The sequence below is a fragment of the Methylophaga sp. genome (assembly GCF_048266885.1).
Taxonomy (GTDB): Bacteria; Pseudomonadota; Gammaproteobacteria; order Nitrosococcales; family Methylophagaceae; genus Methylophaga.
In genome coordinates, this window is the sequence record NZ_JBLWYR010000004.1 from 46,191 (window position 1) to 67,880 (window position 21,690).

Sequence of the window (21,690 nt, forward strand, 5' to 3'; positions counted from 1 at the left end):
CGATGAAAAAAAATACGTTTCAATTTTTAGATGTAGGTCGTGTTGACCCAAAAAAACTGGATGCAAACGTTCGTAAACAGCAATTTGGTGAAATCTATGGGCAATTTGATGCACCACAAGCAGCAGAGCAATCTGACCGTTGTTTAGAATGTGGTAATCCCTACTGCGAATGGAAGTGTCCAGTACACAACTATATTCCAAACTGGCTGAAACTGATTAGCGAAGGCAATCTAGAACAGGCTGCTGAATTGGCCCATCAAACCAATACGCTGCCTGAAATTTGTGGTCGTGTTTGCCCACAAGATCGCTTATGTGAAGGTGCTTGCACCTTAAATGACGGTTTTGGTGCAGTAACCATTGGCTCAGTGGAAAAATACATTACTGACACAGCTTTGTCACAAGGCTGGCGCCCAGATTTATCTAATGTGGTAGATACGGGTAAACGCGTTGCTGTAATCGGTGCGGGTCCTGCTGGTTTAGGAGCGGCTGATGTTTTAATTCGTAACGGTGTTAAGCCTGTTGTGTTTGATCGTTATCCTGAAATCGGTGGTTTGCTAACCTTTGGTATTCCAGAATTCAAACTGGAAAAAGAAGTTGTTAAACGCCGTCGTGAAGTCATGGAAGGCATGGGTATTGAGTTCCGTTTAAATACCGAAATTGGTAAAGACATTGAGTTTGATGCTTTGCTTGAAGAGTACGATGCTGTTTTCCTGGGTATGGGAACCTATACCTATATGAAAGGTGGTTTCCCTGGCGAAGAATTGCCGGGCGTCCATGAAGCTCTGCCTTACCTGGTAGCTAACAATAAAAAACTGCTTGATCTGCCCTCTGAAAATTATGTTTCACTCGAAGGTAAGCGTGTAGTTGTGCTTGGCGGTGGTGATACAGCAATGGACTGTAACCGTACCGCGATTCGCCAAGGTGCAACCAATGTTATCTGCGCCTATCGTCGGGATGAAGAAAATATGCCGGGCTCACGTCGTGAGGTGAATAACGCGCGAGAAGAAGGCGTTGAGTTTATGTGGAATCGTCAGCCGATCGAAATCGTTGGTGATGGCAATAAAGTCACCGGCGTCAAAGTCGTCACGACCGCTATGGGTGAGCCTGACGAGCGTGGTCGTCGTCGTCCTGAACCGGTGCAAGGCAGTGAAGAAATTATTGCTGCAGACGCGGTAGTCATTGCCTTTGGTTTCCGTCCAAGTCCTGCACCATGGTTTGAAAAATTTAATGTCAGTATTGATGATGGTGGCCGTGTTGTGGCTCCTGCTGAAGGTACATGCGCATATCAAACCACTAACCCGAAAATCTTTGCCGGCGGTGATATGGTTCGCGGTTCTGATTTGGTTGTTACCGCTGTTTGGGAAGGTCGTCAGGCTGCTGAAGGAATTCTCGATTATCTGGAAGTGTAGAACTCCAGTTTTTATCTGAAAAATAGTGGCAATTTTAACGCACTGAGTTGGTCATACTCGCTTGAGTCTGATCACTCAGTGCGATTTTGTTTCTGAGCTTGCGAATTGCCACCAAAAATAAAAAGGTGCCCCGGTGTCCGAATTAAAAAATGATCGTTATTTGCGTGCTTTATTAAAGCAGCCTGTCGACAAAACACCTATATGGATTATGCGTCAGGCAGGACGTTATTTGCCCGAGTATCGTCAGGTGCGCGAAAAAGCCGGTAACTTTATGACATTGTGTACTACGCCCGAGTTGGCCTGTGAAGTAACGCTACAGCCACTACGACGTTATGATCTGGATGCATCGATTATCTTTTCCGATATTTTGACCATTCCTGATGCAATGGGACTAGGTTTACATTTTGTTACAGGAGAGGGACCAAAATTCCATAAAACAGTGCGTAGTGCAGCTGACGTAGCCAATCTCAGCGTACCGGATATGGAAGATAGTCTGGGTTATGTAATGGATGCTATCCGCCTGACCCGCAGAGAAATTGATGGCAAAGTGCCATTAATTGGCTTTAGTGGTAGCCCATGGACACTGGCCTGTTACATGGTTGAGGGTGGTTCAAGTAAAGATTTCGCTAAAATTAAAGCGATGATGTTTGATTCACCTAAAGTAATGCATGATTTGTTATCAGTGCTTGCCAAGTCAGTAACTGCTTACTTAAATGCTCAAATTGCTGCCGGTGCGCAAGCTTTAATGTTATTTGATACCTGGGGTGGAGCATTAAGCGGACCCAACTATAAAGAATTTTCGCTGGCATATATGCAGCAAATTATCAGCGGTCTAACCAAAGAAAATGAGGGCAGACGCGTTCCGGTAACTATGTTTACCAAAGGCGGCGGTCAATGGTTAAGTCATATGGCTGAAGTCGGTGCGGATGCGTTAGGGCTCGACTGGACCACCGATCTTTCACTGGCGCGTTATCAGGTGGGCGATAAAGTCGCTTTACAAGGCAATATGGATCCTTGTGTGTTGTATGCTCAGCCTGAGCGGATAAAAGCAGAAGTAAAAGAAATTCTCAAAGCTTATGGTCATGGCAGTGGCCATGTGTTCAATCTTGGACACGGTATCCATCCGACGATTAATCCAGAACATGTAGCAGCTTTAGTCGATGCAGTGCATGCAGAGAGCGTTCAGTATCATCAATAAAACGTTGTAAATTTCAGGCATAAAAAAGGGCAGGTAAAACCTGCCCTTTTTATTTTGCTTAAAGAATCTTAGTTAGAGTTAGTAAACTCTGGGTATGCTTCCATACCGCATTCTACTAAATCCACACCTTCGTATTCTTCTTCTTCGGTTACACGTAGACCCATAATCATTTTCAGTACTGCCCAGACAATGAAGCTGGAAACAAATACCCAAACAAAGATGGTTACGGCGCCGATGATTTGTGCTGAGAAGCTGGCATCAGCGTTTGTCAGTGGCACTGCAAGCAGACCCCACAGACCAACCACACCATGCACAGAGATAGCACCGACTGGATCATCAATTTTAACTTTATCCATAAAGACGATTGAGAACACTACAATGACACCACCCACAGCACCGATAATGGTAGCCATTAATGGAGTCGGAGTATCAGGACCAGCAGTAATTGCGACCAGACCCGCCAATGCACCGTTCAAAATCATGGTTAAGTCAGCTTTACCAAACAATAATTTGGCGACAACCAAAGCAGCAATTACACCACCAGCAGCAGCTGCATTTGTGTTCAAGAACACCATTGCAACAGCGTTAGCGCTAGCCATGTCGCCTAATTTCAGTACAGAGCCACCATTGAAGCCGAACCAACCCATCCAAAGGATGAATGTACCTAATGTCGCTAATGGCAGGTTTGCACCAGGAATCGGACGAACTTCACCATTAGGGCCATATTTGCCTTTACGAGCGCCCAGTAAGATAACGCCAGCTAATGCTGCAGCAGCACCTGCCATGTGAACGATACCGGAACCCGCAAAGTCGAGGAAGCCAAGGTCACCCAGGTTGTACATACCAAATACATCAGCACCACCCCAAGTCCAAGAACCTTCCATTGGATAGATGAACGCAGTCATAACAACAGCAAATGCAGCGAAAGCCCACAATTTCATACGTTCAGCAACCGCACCTGAAACGATAGACATTGCTGTCGCAACAAACACTACTTGGAAGAAGAAGTCTGATGCAGCAGAGTAAACAGCGCCACCTTCAAAACCTTCTTCAGCAGATGATGCTAATGCATCAGCAACCAGTGTTTCACCGCCATCAATTCCAGCAAGGAATAAACCGCCTCCGTACATGATGTCATAACCAACGACCAGATAAGAGGTACAGGCAATGGCAAACAACATAACGTTTTTGGTCAGAATTTCAGTAGTATTTTTAGCACGAACCAGACCCGCTTCAAGCATTGAGAAGCCAGCCGCCATCCACATAACCAGAGCACCACATACTAAAAAGTAAAAGGTGTCCATGGCGTACTGGAGTTGGAAGATTTGATTTCCTAATTCCATGTTAATGTCTCCTCAAGCTTACAGAGCATCTGGGCCGGTTTCGCCAGTGCGAATCCGAACCACTTGCTCAAGTGGGTAAACGAAGATTTTGCCATCACCGATTTTTCCAGTGTTAGCACCCTTGATGATAGCTTCGATAACTTGCTCTACAATGCCGTCATCAATTGCGATTTCCAGTTTCAACTTAGGCAGGAAATCAACAACGTACTCCGCGCCCCTGTACAACTCAGTGTGACCCTTTTGACGTCCAAAACCCTTAACTTCAGAAACCGTTAAACCTTGTACGCCGATTTCAGAGAGTGATTCTCGGACATCATCAAGCTTAAACGGCTTGATAATAGCTACAACTTGTTTCATAAGCGTATTCCTTCTTTAGAAAAGATGGCTCTGATTATCAGAGCCATCTGCTTGAGGTGTGTTTAGAATGATGCGCCAACACTAACTACGAAGCGGTCGTCGGCTTCGTCATTACCGAATGCAAAATCATCACCATCACTATCCGTTCCTACATAAGCAACTGACCAGTCTAAACCAGCAAAACCTTTCGTCAGACCAATGCTGTAATCACTGTAGCTATCGCTTAAATCAGTACCAGTGTTGCGGTCTGAGTCCGTGTAACCGTAATGTGCTGATAAGGCTAAACCATACGGCAGGTCATAATCGAAACCAAGTTTGTAGTAGATTTCGTCTTCACCGCCGTTACCAAAGTCATCAGTGTAGAAAATCATAGCACTGAAATAACTGTAAGATAGACCACCGTAGTATTCTGTGTAATCTATATCTTCACCACTATTAGTGCCTGGGTAAATATAACGAAGTAAACCTACATCGTAGCCGATGCCACTTTCGCCGAACTCGCTGGCAAAACCACCGTAGACATCAATTTCGATATTGGTTTCGTTATCAATAGAAAGGTTTGATGCCCAAGTACCAGCGTAGAGACCTGAAGAGTGTGCATAGTCAAAACCACCTTGAATAGCGGGTTTGTTATCAGTTAGTGAAATACCGCGGAACATGTAGTCGCTGAACAGGCCGACATTAGCACTGGTTGAATGTGCACCATTTTCGCTTTCCCATGCCATTGCTGATGAAGCGGCGAAAACTGATGTAGCAGCAAGACACATTGCTGAGAGCGTTTTGAATTTCATTTATATCTCCTCGTTTAAATTATTTTAGTCTTGGTGAATCCGATGCGTTGATTTTTTACAACACCGTGTATTCAGACTGCCACAACTAACGCAGTTTATATGCCAGTTTTGAAAATACTTATATTTTCAATTGCTTAGGTTATGTTTGGGCTGAATCTGCGTTTGTAAAAGAGTTATTTTGGTGCGTCCTTGAAATCAATGCGCCCAATAATGGTGCAAAAATCTGTTAATGAAGATTAACAATGGGCTTGATATGATGCCTGCACCAACGTAGACGAGACCATAAGAAATGAATTATCCACAAATTGATCCTGTTGCCCTTCAACTTGGTCCATTAGCCATTCATTGGTATGGATTAATGTACCTGTTTGGTTTTGTCGCTGCCTGGATGTTGGCTAGATGGAGAGCAAATGATTACGGTTGGGAAAAATCGCAGGTAGAGGATTTACTGTTTTACGGTGCGATTGGTGTGATCTTAGGTGGCAGGATTGGGTATGCACTGTTCTATGATCTTCCGAATGTTATAAACAATCCATTGAACTTGTTTAAAGTTTGGCAAGGTGGCATGTCATTTCATGGCGGTTTGATTGGTGTGTTATTGGCGATTTGGTTATTTGGTCGCAAATCAGGCAAATCCTTTTTTGAAATAAGTGACTTTGTTGCGCCATTGGTACCCTTAGGATTGTTTTTTGGTCGAATCGGTAATTTTATCAATGGCGAACTATGGGGAAGGGTCTCTGATGTGCCCTGGGCTATGGTATTCCCAACTGGAGGACCGTTAGCTCGTCATCCCTCCCAGCTTTATCAAGCCATGCTGGAAGGCTTATTGCTGTTTATTATTCTCTGGTGGTTTTCTGCAAAAACGCGTCCACGCGCAGCGGTATCAGGGCTATTTTTATTAGGTTACGGTTGTTTCCGCTTTATTGCTGAATTCTTCAGGGTTCCCGACCCCCAATACGGTTATCTGGCATTTAATTGGTTCACCATGGGGCAATTGCTATGCGTACCGATGATTATTGCTGGTTTGATTATGATGGTTTGGGCTTACCAAAGAAAAACTTAATCAAGCAGAATCATCAACCAGGTTGCTGCACTGAGTAATAATGTCATTAATACCGCAAGTGAACCATAATCCTTAGCTCGGCCAGACAGTTTATGTACATCGGTGCTGACCCGATCTACCACACACTCAATGGCTGAGTTAAGCGCTTCAACAATCAAAACAGCAACCAGTGATGCAATCATTACCAGTCTTTCCACTGGGGTGACCTCAAGAAAAAAACTCACAATTCCCAACAGTAGTAGCAAGATAAATTCTTGCCGAAATGCGGATTCATAGCGAATCCCAGCGTATAAACCTTGTAATGAATAAACTAATGCAAACATTAGTCGCTTAACACCCGTATTTTTTTCAATCATGGTTGCTCTGTCCAATTGCTGTAATAAGATTTAGCGAGACAAGGTCAGCTTTGTTTTGACTAACTGACCATAAATGATTGAAATATTAGGCAAAGATTATGACTGCCATGTTAAAATTCTCAGTCTTTTACAAGTTTTTTCATGGGTGAGTTATGCAGTATCAGGATCAATATGATGTGATAGTCGTTGGTGGCGGCCATGCCGGCACTGAAGCTGCGTTAGCGGCAGCTCGCCAAGGTGTAAAAACACTTTTGCTCACGCAGAATATTGAAACCTTAGGCCAGATGAGCTGTAACCCAGCGATTGGCGGCATCGGTAAAGGCCATCTGGTTAAAGAAATTGATGCATTAGGCGGCATCATGGCAAAAGCGGCTGATCGTGCCGGTATCCAGTTTAGAATTCTTAATGCCAGTAAAGGTCCCGCCGTCAGAGCCACCCGTGCTCAAGCTGATCGTGTTCGCTATCGTGCAGCGGTTCGCGCAGTACTTGAGTCACAACCTAATCTTTATTTATTCCAACAAGCGGTCGATGATTTGATCGTTGAAAACGACCGTGTTGCAGGTGTTATCACCCAATCGGGTTTGCGCTTCGGTGCAAAGACCGTTGTGCTAACGGTTGGTACTTTCCTTGGCGGTGTTATCCATATTGGTATGCAACGTCATCAAGGTGGTCGCGCTGGCGATCCTGCTTCTGTTGCCTTAGCAGAACGTTTGCGTGCATTGCCATTTCGCGTTGATCGCCTAAAAACCGGTACACCGCCCCGTATAGCAACAAACAGTATTGATTTTTCACAGTTAGCCGAACAACCAGGTGATTATCCAACGCCAGTATTCTCTTTCCTTGGCAAACGTGAACATCATCCAAGACAGATTTCCTGCCATATCACGCATACCAATGAAAAAACCCATGAAGTGATCCGTAACAACCTGGATCGTTCACCAATGTACAGTGGTGAAATTGAAGGTATTGGTCCGCGTTATTGTCCATCGATTGAAGATAAAGTGGTGCGCTTTGCTGATCGGAACTCTCACCAAATTTTCCTTGAACCGGAAGGTTTGGATTGTAATGAAGTCTATCCGAATGGTATTTCAACCAGTCTGCCGTTTGATGTGCAATATGAAATTGTGCGTTCAATGAAAGGTTTGGAAAATGCCCATATCACCCGTCCGGGCTACGCCATTGAATATGACTTTTTCGATCCACGTGATTTAACACCGTGGCTGGAAACCAAACATATGCCGGGCCTGTTCTTTGCTGGACAGATCAATGGTACAACCGGCTATGAAGAAGCGGCTGCCCAAGGTTTGATTGCTGGTCTGAATGCCGGATTGCAGGCACGTGAGCTTGATCCTTGGTATCCTCGTCGCGATGAAGCTTATATCGGTGTATTAATAGATGACTTAATCACCTCCGGCACCAAAGAGCCGTACCGCATGTTCACCAGCCGTGCCGAATATCGTTTGATGTTGCGCGAAGATAATGCCGATTCCCGTTTGACGCCGATTGGTCGCCAATTAGGTATTGTTGATGATGAGCGTTGGGCCGTATTCAGTGCGAAGTTAGAAGCGATTGACGCTGAAAATACTCGCTTAAATACCACTCGGATTTCACCAGAAAAAATGGATCAGCAACGTGCAATCTCGGTGCTGGGCGAACCACTGGCGAAAAGCAGCACAGCTATCGAACTGTTACGTCGTCCCAGTGTGGATTATCAAGGCTTGATGACCTTGCTGGATGAAGAGCAAACAGTGGCAGATGACGTAGCCGAGCAGGTGATGATCCAGGTGAAATATGCTGGCTATATCAATCGTCAGCAAAATGAGGTGAATCGCCTGCAACGTAACGAAAGCACTACATTACCAGCTGATTTGGATTATAAAAATGTGCGCGGCTTGTCTAATGAAGTTCGTGAAAAATTGCAAAATGCCAAACCGCTTAGTTTAGGCCAGGCAGCCCGCATTTCCGGAGTCACACCTGCCGCAGTATCACTCTTGCTGGTTCACTTGAGACGTTCAGGCTGGAGTGAAGCGAGCTGATGACAGTCGATTTAAAAGCACAGCTCGATACGGGCTGTGCTGAACTGCAATTACAACTTTCCGACCAACAAAAAGCCTTATTACTAGATTATCTGGCACTGCTACAGAAATGGAATAAGGTTTATAACCTGACTTCGGTGCGTGATCCGCAAACAATGCTGACACGGCATATCCTCGACAGCTTGTCATTAATTCCGTATCTGGACTGCAAAAGTTTATTAGACGTTGGCAGTGGTGCTGGGCTTCCAGGAATCCCAATCGCCATTTGTTTTCCGCAAATGGCTGTGACCTTGCTGGATAGCAATATCAAAAAAACGCGTTTTTTACAGCAAGTCAAAGCTGAGCTGAAATTGAATAATGTTACGGTTGTACATGGGCGAGTCGAACAAATAAGCTTGCCCAAGGTTGAAGTTGTCACTGCTCGAGCCTTTGCCACAATCGCTGAGATTATTGATTTAGCCGCAAGACACTGCGATGATGCTGGCAGCCTGGTTTTGATGAAAGGCGTCTATCCGGAACAAGAACTCGCAGCAATTAAAAGCGGTTTTACACTGCAAGATATTGTGACGCTCAACGTACCGGGAGATCAGGCTGAGAGGCATCTGGTAAGACTGATTAAGGATTAGCGTCAGTGGGAAATATATTTGCGGTTACCAATCAGAAAGGTGGTGTCGGTAAAACGACAACTACAGTAAATCTAGCGGCTTCACTTGCCGATGCAGGCAAGAAAGTATTAATGATTGATTTGGACCCGCAAGGTAATGCCACCACTGGCTGCGGCATTGATAAAGATGCTATTGAAGTCAGCAGTTATGAAGTTATTATGGCGGAAGCTAAAGCCAGTGATGCTATCATTCGCCCAGAAGGTTTGGGCTTTGATGTAATGCCAACTAACACCGATTTAACCGCAGCAGAAGTCCAGTTACTGGAAATTAAACTGCGTGAGCATCGCCTTAGATTGGCACTGGAATCCAGCAAAGAAAAATACGACTTCATTCTAATCGACTGTCCGCCGTCTTTAAGCATGTTGACAGTCAACGCTCTGGTCGCCTCAAAAGGTGTATTGATTCCAATACAATGCGAATACTATGCCTTGGAAGGTCTCACCTCATTACTCCGCACTATCGAAAGAGTAAAGCAGCGAGCCAACCCTTCTTTAGAAGTGACCGGTATGGTTCGCACCATGTTTGATGCACGTAATAACCTGGCCAACCAGGTATCACGTCAGTTAATCAGTCATTTTCAAAGTAAAGTCTTTCATTCGATAATTCCACGTAATGTTCGCTTAGCCGAAGCGCCCAGCCATGGTCTACCTGTGTTAAATTATGACCGAACTTCGCGTGGTTCAATCGCTTATATGGCCTTAGCCAGTGAATTGATGCGACGTGATAAAAAAGCAACAACAGCAAGCTAACACACAGGTATTCCTAATATGGTAAGTAAGAAAAGAGGATTAGGCAGAGGACTCGATGCACTGTTAGGTGACGTCAATCAGGATGAAAATAGTCTGAACGACAGCTTGCAACATTTTCCGCTGGACATGATTCAACCGGGCAAATATCAGCCACGTATGGATATGTCTCAGGAGTCTTTAGAAGAACTTGCCGACTCCATCCGCTCTCAAGGCTTGGTTCAACCAATTGTGGTCAGACCGATTGACGGTGGACACTACGAAATCATCGCCGGTGAACGTCGCTGGCGGGCGTCCAAGCTAGCCGGCTTAGAGAGTGTTCCGGTATTAATTAAAGATGTATCGGATCGTAATGCCATCGCTATGGCATTGATTGAAAATATTCAACGTGAAAATCTGAACCCGATGGAAGAAGCTAATGCTTTGCATCGACTGAGAGAAGAATTTGAATTAACCCATCAGCAAACCGCTGAGGCTGTGGGTAAATCCCGTGCCACCATCACCAATTTACTGCGTTTGCGCAATCTGAATGATGATGTAAAAAAGTTGTTGGAAAACTGCGATCTGGAAATGGGCCATGCCCGCACTTTATTAGCTTTGGAAGGTGAGAGTCAGTCAGAAGCCGCCTTGCAAATAGTTGAAAAAGGCTTGTCAGTTCGTGAAACAGAACAACTCATCCGCCGTTTATTAAAACCCTCGTCAACTGACAAGCAAGAAATTGCTGAACCATCTCTTGAAGAAATTAATGAGATCGAACAGCGTATCGCCGACAAATTAGGCAACGGCTTTAGTATCAAACATCGTGCAAATGGCAAAGGTAAGCTGGTTTTTGATTATGCCAATGTCGATGAATTAAAGCGTTTGATTAAACAAATAGGTGTTTAAGTTAGTTTTACTGCACATAATTAGTGAACCAGAGCTTCACTCTGGTGCAACTTTGTTTACTTAACAACATCATCAGAGCTATTCACTGCTCATCCTAAATACACCTTAATTTGCTGAAAACTATCGTTTTTAAGCTCTTTAAGTGATTTTGTAGAAGTTAGAGCATCCGCTGGACTAACAATTGCATATTCCCGCTGACTTTAAGTTATGGAATCAGCAATGAAATTGTTGGACAGAATATTTAATAGCTCAGAAATCAGTCCACTTCCACCAGAAGTTTTGGCGCAGGAAGTTGCACTTTCCCCGCAATTTTCTGAAGAAGAAAAGCGTTTCTATCGCTCTCTACAACTTGTGAGCAGTCAAACCGCTCAACTTTCCCGTCAAATTTTCCGGGCACTCGAGGTTCAGCAAAACTTTCTATCGGAAATAGGTCAGCGAACAGGCAAGCTTGATACAGAATTAAAACAGGCAAATGCCTATTTAAGCAGCTCAAACTCCACGGTGGGTGCACTTCAAGCGCAAATTGATGTTGAAGTGAAAGATGTGAACACCGCTGTTGGACTGGCAATGGATCAGATTTCACTTACTCTAAATGAAAAATCTCATAGCGTGACCGATGTGCTGGATGGCATTCTGGAAATAGGTAAAGGCGTTAATATGTTGGCCCTGAACGCGGCGATTGAAGCCGCTCGTGCTGGCGAGCACGGGCGCGGATTTGCTGTTGTTGCCGACGAAGTTAGACGACTTGCAGCCGTGACCATGGAGCAAGCTCAGCAGGCGGCTAAACAGCTAGACTTCACTCAAGTCAATGCTGAACTGGAAAACATTAATCGGACTAATGCAGAGAGATTGAACAACTTTGTTGAGGTGATTCAATCGGCTACCGGGCAACTAACGGAACTGTTTCATTCGATCAGTGAGCAGTTGTCTGCAGTAATGGAGAATACCGCGGTAATTTTTGAAACCTTGAGCTTAAGCAATGGCGTTATGCAACGCATTCACAGCAAGAACACCATCATTAATGAGGTAGTTGAAGATACATCGAAAGGCTTGGAGAAGGTTGATATTCAAGCAGCTAATATCGATTTAGCAGTCAAAGCAATGGATGGCACCTTGAAACGCTTATATCTAGTGCCAGATGCTGCACATGATCAACTGGATGATATTTTGCAGCGAGGCAAACTCAGAGTGGCGATAGAGCCTAATTTTGTTGGTTTATCGTTCCGAGAAAAATTGAGTGAACCTCTCAAAGGTTTAGATGTTGATTATGCCAAAGCCTTTGCCCGATTCCTTGGTGTCGAATGTGAGTTTATCGAAGCGCCTTGGGATATGTGTACCGAGTTACTTACGGCTGGAAAGAAGTTTGGTGACCCGCCAGCAGATATCGTAATTAGCGCGCTGCCACCCTCAGCCGAATACGATAACGTCGCCTATTCAGAAGCTTATACCTATCTGCATTGGGTCTTGGCCCGCCGAAAAGGTGACAGTAACATCAGTCAATTGGAAGATTTGAATGGCAAAGTCGTAGGCATTATCAACGATCCTGCAGCGTTTCAAGTGCTCGAAGATCGAGGACTTCGCTGGAGTAGCAATGAAACTAAGGCTGGTGGCACGATTACATTGGATAACCTGATTGCCTATTCAGATCAAACGCGAATTCATAATTGTTTAGCCGATGGAGTAGTTGATGCTTTTGGTGTCGATCTACCTATCTATTATTGGGCTTGTGAAAATCCGGCCAGTCCTTGGTATGGCAAAATTGAAATTCTACCGGGAAACATTGCACCACAGCCTTATTACTACACGATGGCGGTGAATGCCTGGGCATCTAGTTATCGATTGTTAGCAAAAGCCAATGAGTTTATTGCCTGGTTCAAACAACAACCTGAACGTCAGCAGATAGAGCATAAATGGCAAGGTTCTGCAGTCAATGGCAATATAAGTTATCGTGACGAACCAGGTAATCTAGTGGGTGAAGGGGATCTTAAAAAGCTATATCAAGCGCATTGCCAGAAATTCGATCTGCAACCCAAATCTCTAGAACTGCCGGTTAAGACTTTACGAACGGCAATTTAGATAACAAACATGACGGTACTGTATTACTAGTGTCTCGGGAAAAAGTCACAATCAAAAGTTCTCAAAAGCAGAGTTCAAAACGGATTCTTTCATAAAGAAAAAATTAACAGCATATCAATTCATTATTCTGCAATTTTTATCTGCCTAGAATAAATTAAGCGAGATAGTCGTTGACCATGCAAAGCATAGGTCTATATAATTCCCTGATTTGCTTAAGGCAAAACTTAAGATCCAGCGGATAAAAATGGAGCAACTAACCAGAGTTAGGCCCGTAAATCAGCTGCTAAAAACACAGTTTATAGCGTTGTTTATGATAGTGGCTTGCACTTATTGGTTACATGGCAAGGATGTCGCCATAGCCGTATGCTTTGGGGGCATGATCAGTGTGGTCAACACACTATTGCTGAAATGGCATTTACTGAGAACAGTCACGAAGGCTGGTGCCAATCCGGCTAAAAATCTCGGTGGCGTATACAGGTGTATTGCAGAACGATGGGTTTTTACCTTAGCCATGTTTGTGGTTGGCTTCGCGGTGTTTGAATTTGCCGCGTTACCGCTCTTGCTAGGCTTCGTCGCGATACAAGTGGTTTTATTGTTTGGAAATATGAAACAGGCTTGAGACAAACATGGCGGAAGAATTAACAACTTCGGGATACATCAAGCATCACCTTCAGAATCTGACCTTTGGTCCGAAACATGAAGAGTTAGAGCCAGGCGTATGGGCTCCAACCGGTGATTATGGTTTTGCAATGTCTTCTGGTGAAGCGGCGCAAATGGGTTTTTGGTCAATTAATGTCGACACTATGTTTATGTCGATTCTACTTGGCGGTTTGATGATGTGGTTCTTCCGCAGCGTTGCCAAGAAAATCTCCGCAGGTGTCCCAACAAATACACAAAATTTCGCAGAATGGATCATTGAATTTATAGATGATTCGGTTCGCGGTTCTTTCAGTGGTGGCAAAAATACCTTGGTTGCCCCCATGGCATTAACCATCTTCGTCTGGATCTTCCTGATGAACCTGATGGATTTAATACCAGTCGATCTTATTCCTTTAGCCGTAGCGCACGGCGCATCAGCTGTATTCGGTGTTGATCCTCACGATGTCTTCTTCAAAATCGTACCAACAACCGATCCAAATGCCACACTCGGCATGGCATTATTCGTTTTCTTACTCATGTTGTATTACAGCTTCAAAGTCAAAGGCGTCGGTGGTTTCATTGGCGAATTGACCTTGCAGCCGTTTGGTAAATGGGCACTACCCATTAACTTTGTGCTTGAAACTGTCACTTTGATTGCAAAACCATTTTCACTGGCATTACGGTTGTTCGGCAACATGTATGCAGGTGAAATGGTGTTCATTTTGATCGCTACCATGTACGGTGCCGGTCTGGTTCTAGGTTCTTTTGCTGGCCTGTTACAGGTTGGCTGGGCGATTTTCCATATCCTGATTATTACCTTGCAAGCATTCATCTTTATGGTGCTGACAACGGTATATATGGATATGGCACATCAGGAACATCATTGAGTTTGATTGAGTTGTAACTTTATTTTTTTTAGTCTTTAGACGTTTGTAGGAGAGAAAAATGGATATGGGTTTAGTTTATATTGCTGGTGCACTGATGATCGGTCTGGGCGCTCTGGGTGCTGCAATTGGTGTAGGTTTGTTGGGTGGTCGCTTCTTGGAAGCTGCAGCTCGCCAACCTGAATTAGTGCCAATGTTGCGTACACAGTTCTTCTTGGTCGCAGGTTTGGTTGACGCGGTACCAATGATCGCTGTTGGTTTGGCAATGTATGTACTGTTCGCGGTAGCTGGTTAAGATTATTAACTCAACTCCCAATAGCGATAAACAAGAGGTACAGGCATGAATATCAATGCAACCTTGATAGGCCAGCTAATTGCCTTTGCGATTTTCGTCGCATTCTGCATGAAGTACGTCTGGCCGCCTATCATGCAGGCGTTGGAAGAACGCAAAAAGAAAATCGCTGATGGTCTGGCTGCGGCAGAACGTGGTCGTCATGAACAAGAGTTGGCAGAAAAACGTGCCCAACAAGTAATTCATGAAGCAAAAGATCAGGCAAGCGAAATCGTTTCTCAGGCACAACGCCGTGGAAATGAAATTGTCGATGAAGCCAAAGGCACTGCGCGTACTGAAGGTGAGCGTATTCTCACTTCTGCCCGTGCAGAGATTGAGCAGGAAGCGAACCGCGCCCGTGATGAACTGAGAGCGCAAGTTGCTTCAGTTGCACTGGCAGGTGCTGGCAAAATCCTTAGTCGTGAGATTGATGACAAAGCCCACACCGACCTGCTCGATGAGTTGGTCAGCCAAATCTAGAGGAATCATAGGATGGCAGAATCAATAACCATCGCTCGCCCCTACGCATCAGCCGTATTTGCGATTGCACAAGAAAAAGGCGACATGCAGACATGGTCTGAGCTACTCAATGTACTGGCGCAATGCGCTGATACAGACGAAGTGCAAGCCATTTTGGTGAGCCCCGCGGTCAGTGATGAGCAGGCAGTTAATCTGCTTGCTGATATCACTGGTGAGCTCAGCACCGATGCTCGTAGTTTTCTGCTGCTGTTAGCAGAAAACAATCGATTGCTGCTGTTGCCGGAAATTGCAGAACTATATGAACTGTTACGCGCCGATGCGGAACAAATGCTGTCAGCCGATGTAATCACTGCACGGCCATTGACGGATGAACAAAAAAGCAAGATTGCTGCTGCACTTAAAAAACGCCTGGGTAAAGAAATCACCCTAAGCGAAAGCGTAGACGAAAGTCTGCTGGGCGGCGCAATCATTCGGGCAGGCGATCTGGTCATTGATGGATCTGCCATAGGTAAATTGAACAGACTGGCCAGCGCGATAAGCTAAGCGGCCCGTAAAGAGGAAACAGAGATGCAACTGAATTCAGCAGAAATCAGTGACCTGATTAAAAAGCGAATTGAAAGCTTTGATGGGGCTACTGAAGCACGAACAGAAGGCACCGTAGTCGGTGTAACCGATGGTATCGTGCGTATTCATGGTCTTGCCGATGTCATGTCCGGGGAAATGCTTGAGTTTCCAGGCAACACTTTCGGTATGGCTCTTAACTTAGAGCGTGACTCAGTCGGTGCCGTTATATTAGGTGCTTATCAACACATTTCTGAAGGCGACAAAGTCAAATGTACTGGTCGTATTTTGGAAGTTCCAGTAGGTGAAGGCCTGTTAGGACGTGTTGTTGACTCATTGGGTAAACCAATTGACGGCAAAGGCGACATTCAAGCCAGTGGCTCTTCTCCAATTGAGAAAGTAGCGCCAGGCGTTATCGCTCGTAAATCTGTTGACCAACCATTACAAACTGGTCTGAAATCAATCGATGCGATGATTCCAGTCGGTCGTGGTCAACGTGAGTTGATTATCGGTGATCGTCAAACTGGTAAAACAGCTATTGCGGTTGATGCCATCATCAATCAAAAAGGTACAGGCGTTAAATGTATCTATGTAGCGATTGGTCAAAAAGCGTCTTCTATTGCGAACGTAGTTCGTAAATTGGAAGAGCACGATGCGTTGGGTCACACCATCATCGTTGCCGCTTCAGCTTCTGATTCAGCTGCTTTGCAGTTTATTGCTCCTTACGCGGGTTGCTCAATGGGCGAATACTTCCGTGACAAAGGCGAAGATGCACTGATCATCTATGATGACTTAACAAAACAAGCCTGGGCTTACCGCCAAGTATCTTTGTTATTACGTCGTCCACCAGGTCGTGAAGCTTATCCTGGTGACGTTTTCTACCTTCACTCACGCTTGCTGGAACGTGCGGCACGTGTAAACGAAGATTACGTAGAAAAATTCACTAACGGTGAAGTAAAAGGCAAAACCGGTTCATTGACTGCGTTGCCAATTATCGAAACTCAAGCCGGTGACGTTTCTGCATTCGTACCAACTAACGTAATTTCGATTACAGACGGTCAGATCTTCTTAGAAACTGACTTGTTTAACGCCGGTATCCGTCCTGCGATTAACGCGGGTCTCTCGGTATCACGTGTTGGTGGTGCAGCTCAAACCAAGATCATTAAGAAATTGGGTGGTGGTATACGTCTTGACTTGGCTCAGTATCGTGAATTGGCAGCGTTTGCTCAGTTTGCTTCTGACCTTGATGAAGCGACACGTGCACAAATCAGCCGTGGTCAACGTGTTACCGAGTTGATGAAGCAAAAGCAATATCAACCATTATCGATTGCTGAAATGGCTATTTCATTGTTCTCAGCCAACGAAGGCTTCTTGGATGATGTTGACGTTAGCAAAGTCGGTTCATTTGAAGCGTCATTGCTGTCAACCATGCGTTCACAGCATGCTGAACTAATGGACACTATCAACACTACTGGTAATTTTGATGACAATATCGCTGGCCAAATGCGCAGCGCGATTGAAAAATTCAAAGCCAACGGTAGCTGGTAAGCGAGGCATAATTCATGGCTAGCGGTAAAGAGATACGTACGCAGATAGCAAGCATCAAGAGCACGCAGAAGATCACTTCTGCGATGGAAATGGTGGCTGCCAGTAAAATGCGTAAGGCTCAAGAACGCATGGCGGCAACACGTCCTTATGCTGACAAGATCTTAAATGTCATTCAGCATTTGGCGTTTGCCAATCCGGAATACAGACACCCTTATTTGCTGGAACGTGAAGAGAAACAACGTGTAGGTTATATCGTGGTTTCTTCAGATCGTGGTTTGTGTGGTGGTTTGAACAATAACCTGTTCAAAGAAGTGCTGCACGAAATCAAATCCAAGTCTGATAAAGGCCTGCAAGTTGATATTTGTGCGATTGGTCAAAAAGCCTCAGCATTCTTCAGCCGCTTACCAGTGAACATGGTTGCGCAGGTCACCCAATTGGGTGATGCGCCACGCGCTCACGAGTTAATCGGCAGCATCAAAGTGATGTTGGATGCTTACGAGTCTGGTCATATTGATAGTCTGTACCTTGTTTATAACCAGTTTGTGAACACCATGACGCAGGAAGACAAGTTCATTCGTCTGTTACCTGCGACACCAGGTGCGCCAAGCCAGGAAATGTCCCATCACTGGGATTACATTTACGAGCCGGATGCGAAAGAAGTTTTGGATGATTTGCTGGTCCGTTACATCGAGTCAGTGGTTTATCAAGGTGTTGTTGAAAACATTGCTTCTGAACAAGCATCACGCATGATTGCGATGAAAAATGCGTCTGACAATGCCGGCGATCTTATTGATGACCTGCAACTGGTTTACAACAAAGCTCGCCAGGCTGCGATTACACAGGAAATCTCTGAGATTGTTGCGGGTGCCGCTGCGGTCTAACTGAATTAAAAGGGCTGAGCAGCCCGAACTTATTTGAAAGAGGAAGCAAGATGAGCTCTGGAAAGATTGTACAAATTATCGGTGCGGTCGTTGACGTGGAATTTCCCCGCGACAGTCTGCCAAATATCTATGATGCCTTGATGGTTGAAGAGGCTGGTTTAACCCTTGAAGTACAGCAACAGCTTGGTGACGGCGTAGTTCGGACCATTGCAATGGGTACTACTGACGGTCTGAAGCGCAGCTTAGCCGTATCAAATACCGGTAAAGCTATCAGTGTTCCAGTCGGTCAAAAAACACTGGGCCGTATCATGGACGTATTGGGTAACCCAATCGACGAGAAAGGCGACATCGGTGAAGAAGAGCGTTGGGGTATCCACCGCAAAGCACCTGCATTTGATGAACTGTCTGCTAGTAACGAATTGTTGGAAACCGGTATCAAAGTAATCGACTTGGTTTGCCCGTTTGCTAAGGGTGGTAAAGTAGGTTTGTTCGGTGGTGCCGGTGTAGGTAAAACCGTCAACATGATGGAGCTTATCCGTAACATCGCTATCGAGCACAGTGGTTTCTCGGTATTCGCTGGCGTTGGTGAGCGTACTCGTGAAGGTAACGACTTCTATCACGAAATGACTGACTCAAACGTAATCGACAAAGTATCACTGGTTTACGGTCAGATGAATGAGCCACCAGGTAACCGTCTGCGTGTAGCGTTGACTGGTCTGACCATGGCAGAATTTTTCCGTGACGAAGGTCGTGACGTATTGTTTTTCGTTGATAATATCTACCGTTACACATTGGCCGGTACCGAAGTATCAGCCCTGTTAGGCCGTATGCCTTCAGCGGTAGGTTATCAGCCAACACTGGCCGAAGAAATGGGTGTACTGCAAGAACGTATTACCTCAACCAAAACCGGCTCTATCACGTCTATCCAAGCGGTATACGTACCTGCGGATGACTTGACTGACCCATCTCCAGCAACCACCTTCGCTCACTTAGACGCGACTGTTGTATTGTCACGTTCAATTGCTGAATTGGGTATCTACCCTGCGATTGACCCACTGGATTCAACGTCACGTCAGCTGGATCCGTTAGTTGTTGGTAACGATCATTATGATATTGCCCGTGGTGTTCAAAACACCCTGCAACGTTATAAAGAACTGAAAGATATCATCGCGATCCTGGGTATGGATGAATTGTCTGAAGAAGACAAATTGTCTGTATCTCGCGCTCGTAAAATTCAGCGTTTCATGTCACAGCCATTCTTCGTTGCTGAAGTATTCACCGGTGCACCTGGTAAATACGTTTCACTGAAAGATACCTTGGCTGGTTTCCGTGGCATTCTGGATGGTGAATATGATTCACTGCCTGAACAAGCGTTCTACATGGTTGGCACCATTGATGAAGCGATTGAGAAAGCCAAAAAGTACTAATCTCTAGGGAGGTAGCTGATGGCTATGACAATTCATGTTGACATCGTAAGTGCTGAAGAATCCATTTATTCTGGATCGGTAGAAGCGGTAATTGCCTCGGCACAAGAGGGTGAGGTGGGCATTTACCCACGTCACGCTCCATTGCTGACACGTTTAAAAGCGGGTGAAGTACGTTTACTGAAAGATGGTAAGGAAGAGCAGTTTTATATTTCCGGTGGCATTTTAGAAGTTCAGCCACACATCGTCACTATTCTGGCCGATACCGCATTACGTGCTGATGACGTTAATGAGGCTGCTGCTTTGGAAGCCAAAGCATCTGCTGAAAAAGCGCTTAATGATAAATCTGCCAAACTGGACTTTGCTGAAGCACAAGTTCAATTGGCTGAAGCAATGGCACAGTTACGCGCCATTGAAAGAGCACGTAAAACACGTAAGCATTAATCACGAAAGTGATGACCCAAAAAAGGCTGTCTTCGGACGGCCTTTTTTGTTTGCAGGTCTTTGCTAAACTACAGAGCTGATACAAGGAATCTTTATATGTCTCTGGCTATTATTATTCTCGCTGCCGGTAAAGGCACCCGCATGAAATCCGCCAAACCCAAGGTGATGCATACCCTGGCGGGCAAACCCATGTTACAACACGTTATTGATACCGCTAAACGGCTTTCTCCAAGCCAGTTAGTCGTAGTCTGTGGCAATGGTTCTGATGAAGTGGTGCCGTACCTTGAGCAGCAAAGTATCAATACCGTGATGCAGCATGAACAGAAAGGTACTGGTCACGCAGTAGAGCAGGCCAAAGCCAGCTTTACTAACAGTGAACAAGTGTTGGTGTTGTACGGCGATGTGCCATTAATAACCGTCGAAACTCTGCAGGAGTTGATTGAATCCGGTGATAACAACAGCCTGAAAGTACTGACAGCAATATTGGACGATCCAACTGGTTATGGCCGTATTGTTCGAGACTATGATGACAATATGCTATGCATCACCGAAGAAAAAGATGCCGACGAAGAAACCAAGCTGATCAATGAAATCAACACCGGCATTATGTGTATTCCGGCCAACTGGCTAACCGAAGCCTTATCTCAGCTGGATAATAATAATGCCCAGGGTGAATATTATCTGACCGACCTGATTGCCAAAGCGGTGAACCAAGGCATCGAAATCAACTCCGTCACCTGTGAAGATGAAATGGAAGTGGCAGGTATCAATAATCGCGTCCAACTGGCTGAAGTCGAAAGCTACTATCAGCAACTCAAAGCAACAGAGTTGATGATGTCTGGTGTTACCTTCCGTGATCCGGCTCGAGTGGATATCCGTGGTGATATCAAAGCAGGGCAGGATATCACCATCGATATCAACGTCATCTTCGAAGGCAATAACACCATTGCCGACAATGTCAGCATCGGTGCCAACTGCATTCTTATTAATAGCATCATCCATGAAGGGGCAGAAATCCTGCCCAACAGCATTATTGAAAATGCCGAAGTGGGTACTAACTGCTCAGTAGGGCCTTTTGCCAGGCTGCGTCCGGGCACCAAGCTTGCCGCTAAAGCCAAAGTCGGTAATTTCGTAGAAGTCAAAAATGCCAATATTGGCCTGGGTTCCAAGATCAATCATCTTAGCTATATCGGGGATACCGATATGGGTGCTGATGTAAATATTGGTGCGGGCACTATTACCTGTAATTATGATGGGGCGAATAAGCATCGTACTGTGATTGGTGATCGGGTGTTTGTTGGGTCTGATACGCAGTTGGTTGCACCGGTTACTGTTGAGGATGATGCTACGATTGGGGCTGGGTCGACTATTCGGAAAACAGTTCCTGGAGATGCGTTGACGTTGACTAAGTCGGAGCAGAAGACGGTTAAGGGGTGGTCGAGGCCGGTTAAGGGAAAATAGGCGCTTTAAACCATATCATTGATGTTTGGACTATAATAGCTTTGAGTTAGTACTGACCATTCAGCAATAAGGAAGAACTAGGCCAACTATTAGAGAGTCAATAGTAGTCTCA

The 21,690-nt window shown here is 45.2% G+C and carries 22 protein-coding genes; 18 read left to right on the forward strand and 4 right to left on the reverse strand.

Annotation, left to right across the window (positions count from 1 at the left end; translation table 11 throughout):
• Positions 1-2: 2 nt before the first annotated feature.
• Together ACN0V2_RS02985 and hemE are read left to right on the forward strand one after the other, a co-directional pair.
• Positions 3-1,409, forward strand: a complete 1,407-nt coding sequence (locus ACN0V2_RS02985; RefSeq protein WP_417549302.1) for an FAD-dependent oxidoreductase — start codon at positions 3-5, stop codon at positions 1,407-1,409.
• A 133-nt stretch (positions 1,410-1,542) separates the two neighbouring features.
• Positions 1,543-2,607, forward strand: coding sequence for a uroporphyrinogen decarboxylase (gene hemE, locus ACN0V2_RS02990; RefSeq protein ID WP_417549303.1), 1,065 nt, complete (start codon positions 1,543-1,545; stop codon positions 2,605-2,607).
• Between the two features lie 68 nt (positions 2,608-2,675).
• Here the strand turns inward: hemE and ACN0V2_RS02995 are convergent, their stop codons facing one another.
• The 3 genes from ACN0V2_RS02995 to ACN0V2_RS03005 all read right to left on the reverse strand — a co-directional run bounded on the left by ACN0V2_RS02995 (position 2,676) and on the right by ACN0V2_RS03005 (position 5,098).
• Positions 2,676-3,950: an ammonium transporter gene (locus ACN0V2_RS02995; protein WP_417549304.1), complete on the reverse strand. Its 1,275-nt coding sequence runs from the start codon at positions 3,948-3,950 to the stop codon at positions 2,676-2,678.
• Positions 3,951-3,968: 18 nt separating this feature from the next.
• Entirely contained in the window at positions 3,969-4,307 is a 339-nt protein-coding gene (locus ACN0V2_RS03000; RefSeq protein ID WP_226075668.1) for a P-II family nitrogen regulator, read from the reverse strand.
• 62 nt (positions 4,308-4,369) lie between these two features.
• Positions 4,370-5,098 carry a TorF family putative porin gene (locus ACN0V2_RS03005; protein WP_417549305.1) on the reverse strand — a complete coding sequence of 243 codons (729 nt, stop codon included), beginning with the start codon at positions 5,096-5,098 and terminating at the stop codon, positions 4,370-4,372.
• A 289-nt stretch (positions 5,099-5,387) separates the two neighbouring features.
• On the opposite strand from ACN0V2_RS03005, the gene lgt reads away from it, so the two are divergent.
• Positions 5,388-6,161 carry a prolipoprotein diacylglyceryl transferase gene (gene lgt, locus ACN0V2_RS03010; protein WP_417549306.1) on the forward strand — a complete coding sequence of 258 codons (774 nt, stop codon included), beginning with the start codon at positions 5,388-5,390 and terminating at the stop codon, positions 6,159-6,161.
• On the opposite strand, the gene ACN0V2_RS03015 is transcribed toward lgt, so the two are convergent.
• Positions 6,158-6,517: a diacylglycerol kinase gene (locus ACN0V2_RS03015; RefSeq protein WP_417549307.1), complete on the reverse strand. Its 360-nt coding sequence runs from the start codon at positions 6,515-6,517 to the stop codon at positions 6,158-6,160. The genes lgt and ACN0V2_RS03015 overlap by 4 nt on opposite strands.
• Positions 6,518-6,669: 152 nt before the next feature.
• On the opposite strand from ACN0V2_RS03015, the gene mnmG reads away from it, so the two are divergent.
• The 15 genes from mnmG to glmU all read left to right on the forward strand — a co-directional run bounded on the left by mnmG (position 6,670) and on the right by glmU (position 21,578).
• Positions 6,670-8,553: a tRNA uridine-5-carboxymethylaminomethyl(34) synthesis enzyme MnmG gene (mnmG, locus tag ACN0V2_RS03020; RefSeq protein ID WP_417549308.1), complete on the forward strand. Its 1,884-nt coding sequence runs from the start codon at positions 6,670-6,672 to the stop codon at positions 8,551-8,553.
• Positions 8,553-9,179, forward strand: coding sequence for a 16S rRNA (guanine(527)-N(7))-methyltransferase RsmG (rsmG, locus tag ACN0V2_RS03025; RefSeq protein WP_417549309.1), 627 nt, complete (start codon positions 8,553-8,555; stop codon positions 9,177-9,179). Before mnmG ends, rsmG begins: the two co-directional genes overlap by 1 nt.
• Before the next feature lie 5 nt (positions 9,180-9,184).
• Positions 9,185-9,967 (forward strand): ParA family protein, encoded by a 783-nt coding sequence (locus ACN0V2_RS03030; RefSeq protein ID WP_417549310.1) that lies wholly within the window; start codon positions 9,185-9,187, stop codon positions 9,965-9,967.
• A gap of 18 nt (positions 9,968-9,985) precedes the next feature.
• Positions 9,986-10,849, forward strand: coding sequence for a ParB/RepB/Spo0J family partition protein (locus ACN0V2_RS03035; RefSeq protein ID WP_417549311.1), 864 nt, complete (start codon positions 9,986-9,988; stop codon positions 10,847-10,849).
• Between the two features lie 219 nt (positions 10,850-11,068).
• A complete protein-coding gene (locus tag ACN0V2_RS03040) occupies positions 11,069-12,925 on the forward strand; it encodes a methyl-accepting chemotaxis protein (RefSeq protein WP_417549312.1) in 1,857 nt (618 codons plus the stop codon).
• A gap of 244 nt (positions 12,926-13,169) precedes the next feature.
• A complete protein-coding gene (locus tag ACN0V2_RS03045) occupies positions 13,170-13,544 on the forward strand; it encodes an ATP synthase subunit I (protein ID WP_417549313.1) in 375 nt (124 codons plus the stop codon).
• 7 nt (positions 13,545-13,551) lie between these two features.
• On the forward strand, positions 13,552-14,451 hold the full coding sequence (gene atpB, locus ACN0V2_RS03050; RefSeq protein WP_417549314.1) for a F0F1 ATP synthase subunit A: 900 nt from the start codon (positions 13,552-13,554) through the stop codon (positions 14,449-14,451).
• Between the two features lie 58 nt (positions 14,452-14,509).
• A complete protein-coding gene (gene atpE, locus ACN0V2_RS03055; protein ID WP_007144166.1) occupies positions 14,510-14,743 on the forward strand; it encodes a F0F1 ATP synthase subunit C in 234 nt (77 codons plus the stop codon).
• 45 nt (positions 14,744-14,788) lie between these two features.
• Positions 14,789-15,259: a F0F1 ATP synthase subunit B gene (locus ACN0V2_RS03060; protein WP_014705460.1), complete on the forward strand. Its 471-nt coding sequence runs from the start codon at positions 14,789-14,791 to the stop codon at positions 15,257-15,259.
• Between the two features lie 12 nt (positions 15,260-15,271).
• On the forward strand, positions 15,272-15,802 hold the full coding sequence (locus tag ACN0V2_RS03065) for a F0F1 ATP synthase subunit delta (RefSeq protein WP_417549315.1): 531 nt from the start codon (positions 15,272-15,274) through the stop codon (positions 15,800-15,802).
• Positions 15,803-15,826: 24 nt separating this feature from the next.
• Positions 15,827-17,368: a F0F1 ATP synthase subunit alpha gene (atpA, locus tag ACN0V2_RS03070; RefSeq protein ID WP_417549316.1), complete on the forward strand. Its 1,542-nt coding sequence runs from the start codon at positions 15,827-15,829 to the stop codon at positions 17,366-17,368.
• A 14-nt stretch (positions 17,369-17,382) separates the two neighbouring features.
• Entirely contained in the window at positions 17,383-18,249 is an 867-nt protein-coding gene (gene atpG / locus ACN0V2_RS03075; protein ID WP_417549317.1) for a F0F1 ATP synthase subunit gamma, read from the forward strand.
• Positions 18,250-18,299: 50 nt separating this feature from the next.
• Positions 18,300-19,676, forward strand: a complete 1,377-nt coding sequence (gene atpD, locus ACN0V2_RS03080; RefSeq protein ID WP_318988604.1) for a F0F1 ATP synthase subunit beta — start codon at positions 18,300-18,302, stop codon at positions 19,674-19,676.
• An 18-nt stretch (positions 19,677-19,694) separates the two neighbouring features.
• Entirely contained in the window at positions 19,695-20,117 is a 423-nt protein-coding gene (locus ACN0V2_RS03085) for a F0F1 ATP synthase subunit epsilon (protein WP_417549318.1), read from the forward strand.
• Between the two features lie 96 nt (positions 20,118-20,213).
• A complete protein-coding gene (gene glmU, locus ACN0V2_RS03090) occupies positions 20,214-21,578 on the forward strand; it encodes a bifunctional UDP-N-acetylglucosamine diphosphorylase/glucosamine-1-phosphate N-acetyltransferase GlmU (RefSeq protein ID WP_417549319.1) in 1,365 nt (454 codons plus the stop codon).
• Positions 21,579-21,690: the final 112 nt, after the last annotated feature.

Bases quoted from the DNA above. Each gene is read 5' to 3' on its own strand.
- ACN0V2_RS02985 (WP_417549302.1), top strand. From the start codon at position 3: ATGAAAAAAAATACGTTTCAATTTTTAGATGTAGGTCGTGTTGACCCA.
- ACN0V2_RS02995 (WP_417549304.1), bottom strand. From the start codon at position 3,950: ATGGAATTAGGAAATCAAATCTTCCAACTCCAGTACGCCATGGACACC.
- ACN0V2_RS03000 (WP_226075668.1), bottom strand. From the start codon at position 4,307: ATGAAACAAGTTGTAGCTATTATCAAGCCGTTTAAGCTTGATGATGTC.
- ACN0V2_RS03005 (WP_417549305.1), bottom strand. From the start codon at position 5,098: ATGAAATTCAAAACGCTCTCAGCAATGTGTCTTGCTGCTACATCAGTT.
- lgt (WP_417549306.1), top strand. From the start codon at position 5,388: ATGAATTATCCACAAATTGATCCTGTTGCCCTTCAACTTGGTCCATTA.
- ACN0V2_RS03015 (WP_417549307.1), bottom strand. From the start codon at position 6,517: ATGATTGAAAAAAATACGGGTGTTAAGCGACTAATGTTTGCATTAGTT.
- mnmG (WP_417549308.1), top strand. From the start codon at position 6,670: ATGCAGTATCAGGATCAATATGATGTGATAGTCGTTGGTGGCGGCCAT.
- rsmG (WP_417549309.1), top strand. From the start codon at position 8,553: ATGACAGTCGATTTAAAAGCACAGCTCGATACGGGCTGTGCTGAACTG.
- ACN0V2_RS03035 (WP_417549311.1), top strand. From the start codon at position 9,986: ATGGTAAGTAAGAAAAGAGGATTAGGCAGAGGACTCGATGCACTGTTA.
- ACN0V2_RS03040 (WP_417549312.1), top strand. From the start codon at position 11,069: ATGAAATTGTTGGACAGAATATTTAATAGCTCAGAAATCAGTCCACTT.
- ACN0V2_RS03045 (WP_417549313.1), top strand. From the start codon at position 13,170: ATGGAGCAACTAACCAGAGTTAGGCCCGTAAATCAGCTGCTAAAAACA.
- atpB (WP_417549314.1), top strand. From the start codon at position 13,552: ATGGCGGAAGAATTAACAACTTCGGGATACATCAAGCATCACCTTCAG.
- atpE (WP_007144166.1), top strand. From the start codon at position 14,510: ATGGATATGGGTTTAGTTTATATTGCTGGTGCACTGATGATCGGTCTG.
- ACN0V2_RS03060 (WP_014705460.1), top strand. From the start codon at position 14,789: ATGAATATCAATGCAACCTTGATAGGCCAGCTAATTGCCTTTGCGATT.
- ACN0V2_RS03065 (WP_417549315.1), top strand. From the start codon at position 15,272: ATGGCAGAATCAATAACCATCGCTCGCCCCTACGCATCAGCCGTATTT.
- atpA (WP_417549316.1), top strand. From the start codon at position 15,827: ATGCAACTGAATTCAGCAGAAATCAGTGACCTGATTAAAAAGCGAATT.
- atpG (WP_417549317.1), top strand. From the start codon at position 17,383: ATGGCTAGCGGTAAAGAGATACGTACGCAGATAGCAAGCATCAAGAGC.
- atpD (WP_318988604.1), top strand. From the start codon at position 18,300: ATGAGCTCTGGAAAGATTGTACAAATTATCGGTGCGGTCGTTGACGTG.
- ACN0V2_RS03085 (WP_417549318.1), top strand. From the start codon at position 19,695: ATGGCTATGACAATTCATGTTGACATCGTAAGTGCTGAAGAATCCATT.
- glmU (WP_417549319.1), top strand. From the start codon at position 20,214: ATGTCTCTGGCTATTATTATTCTCGCTGCCGGTAAAGGCACCCGCATG.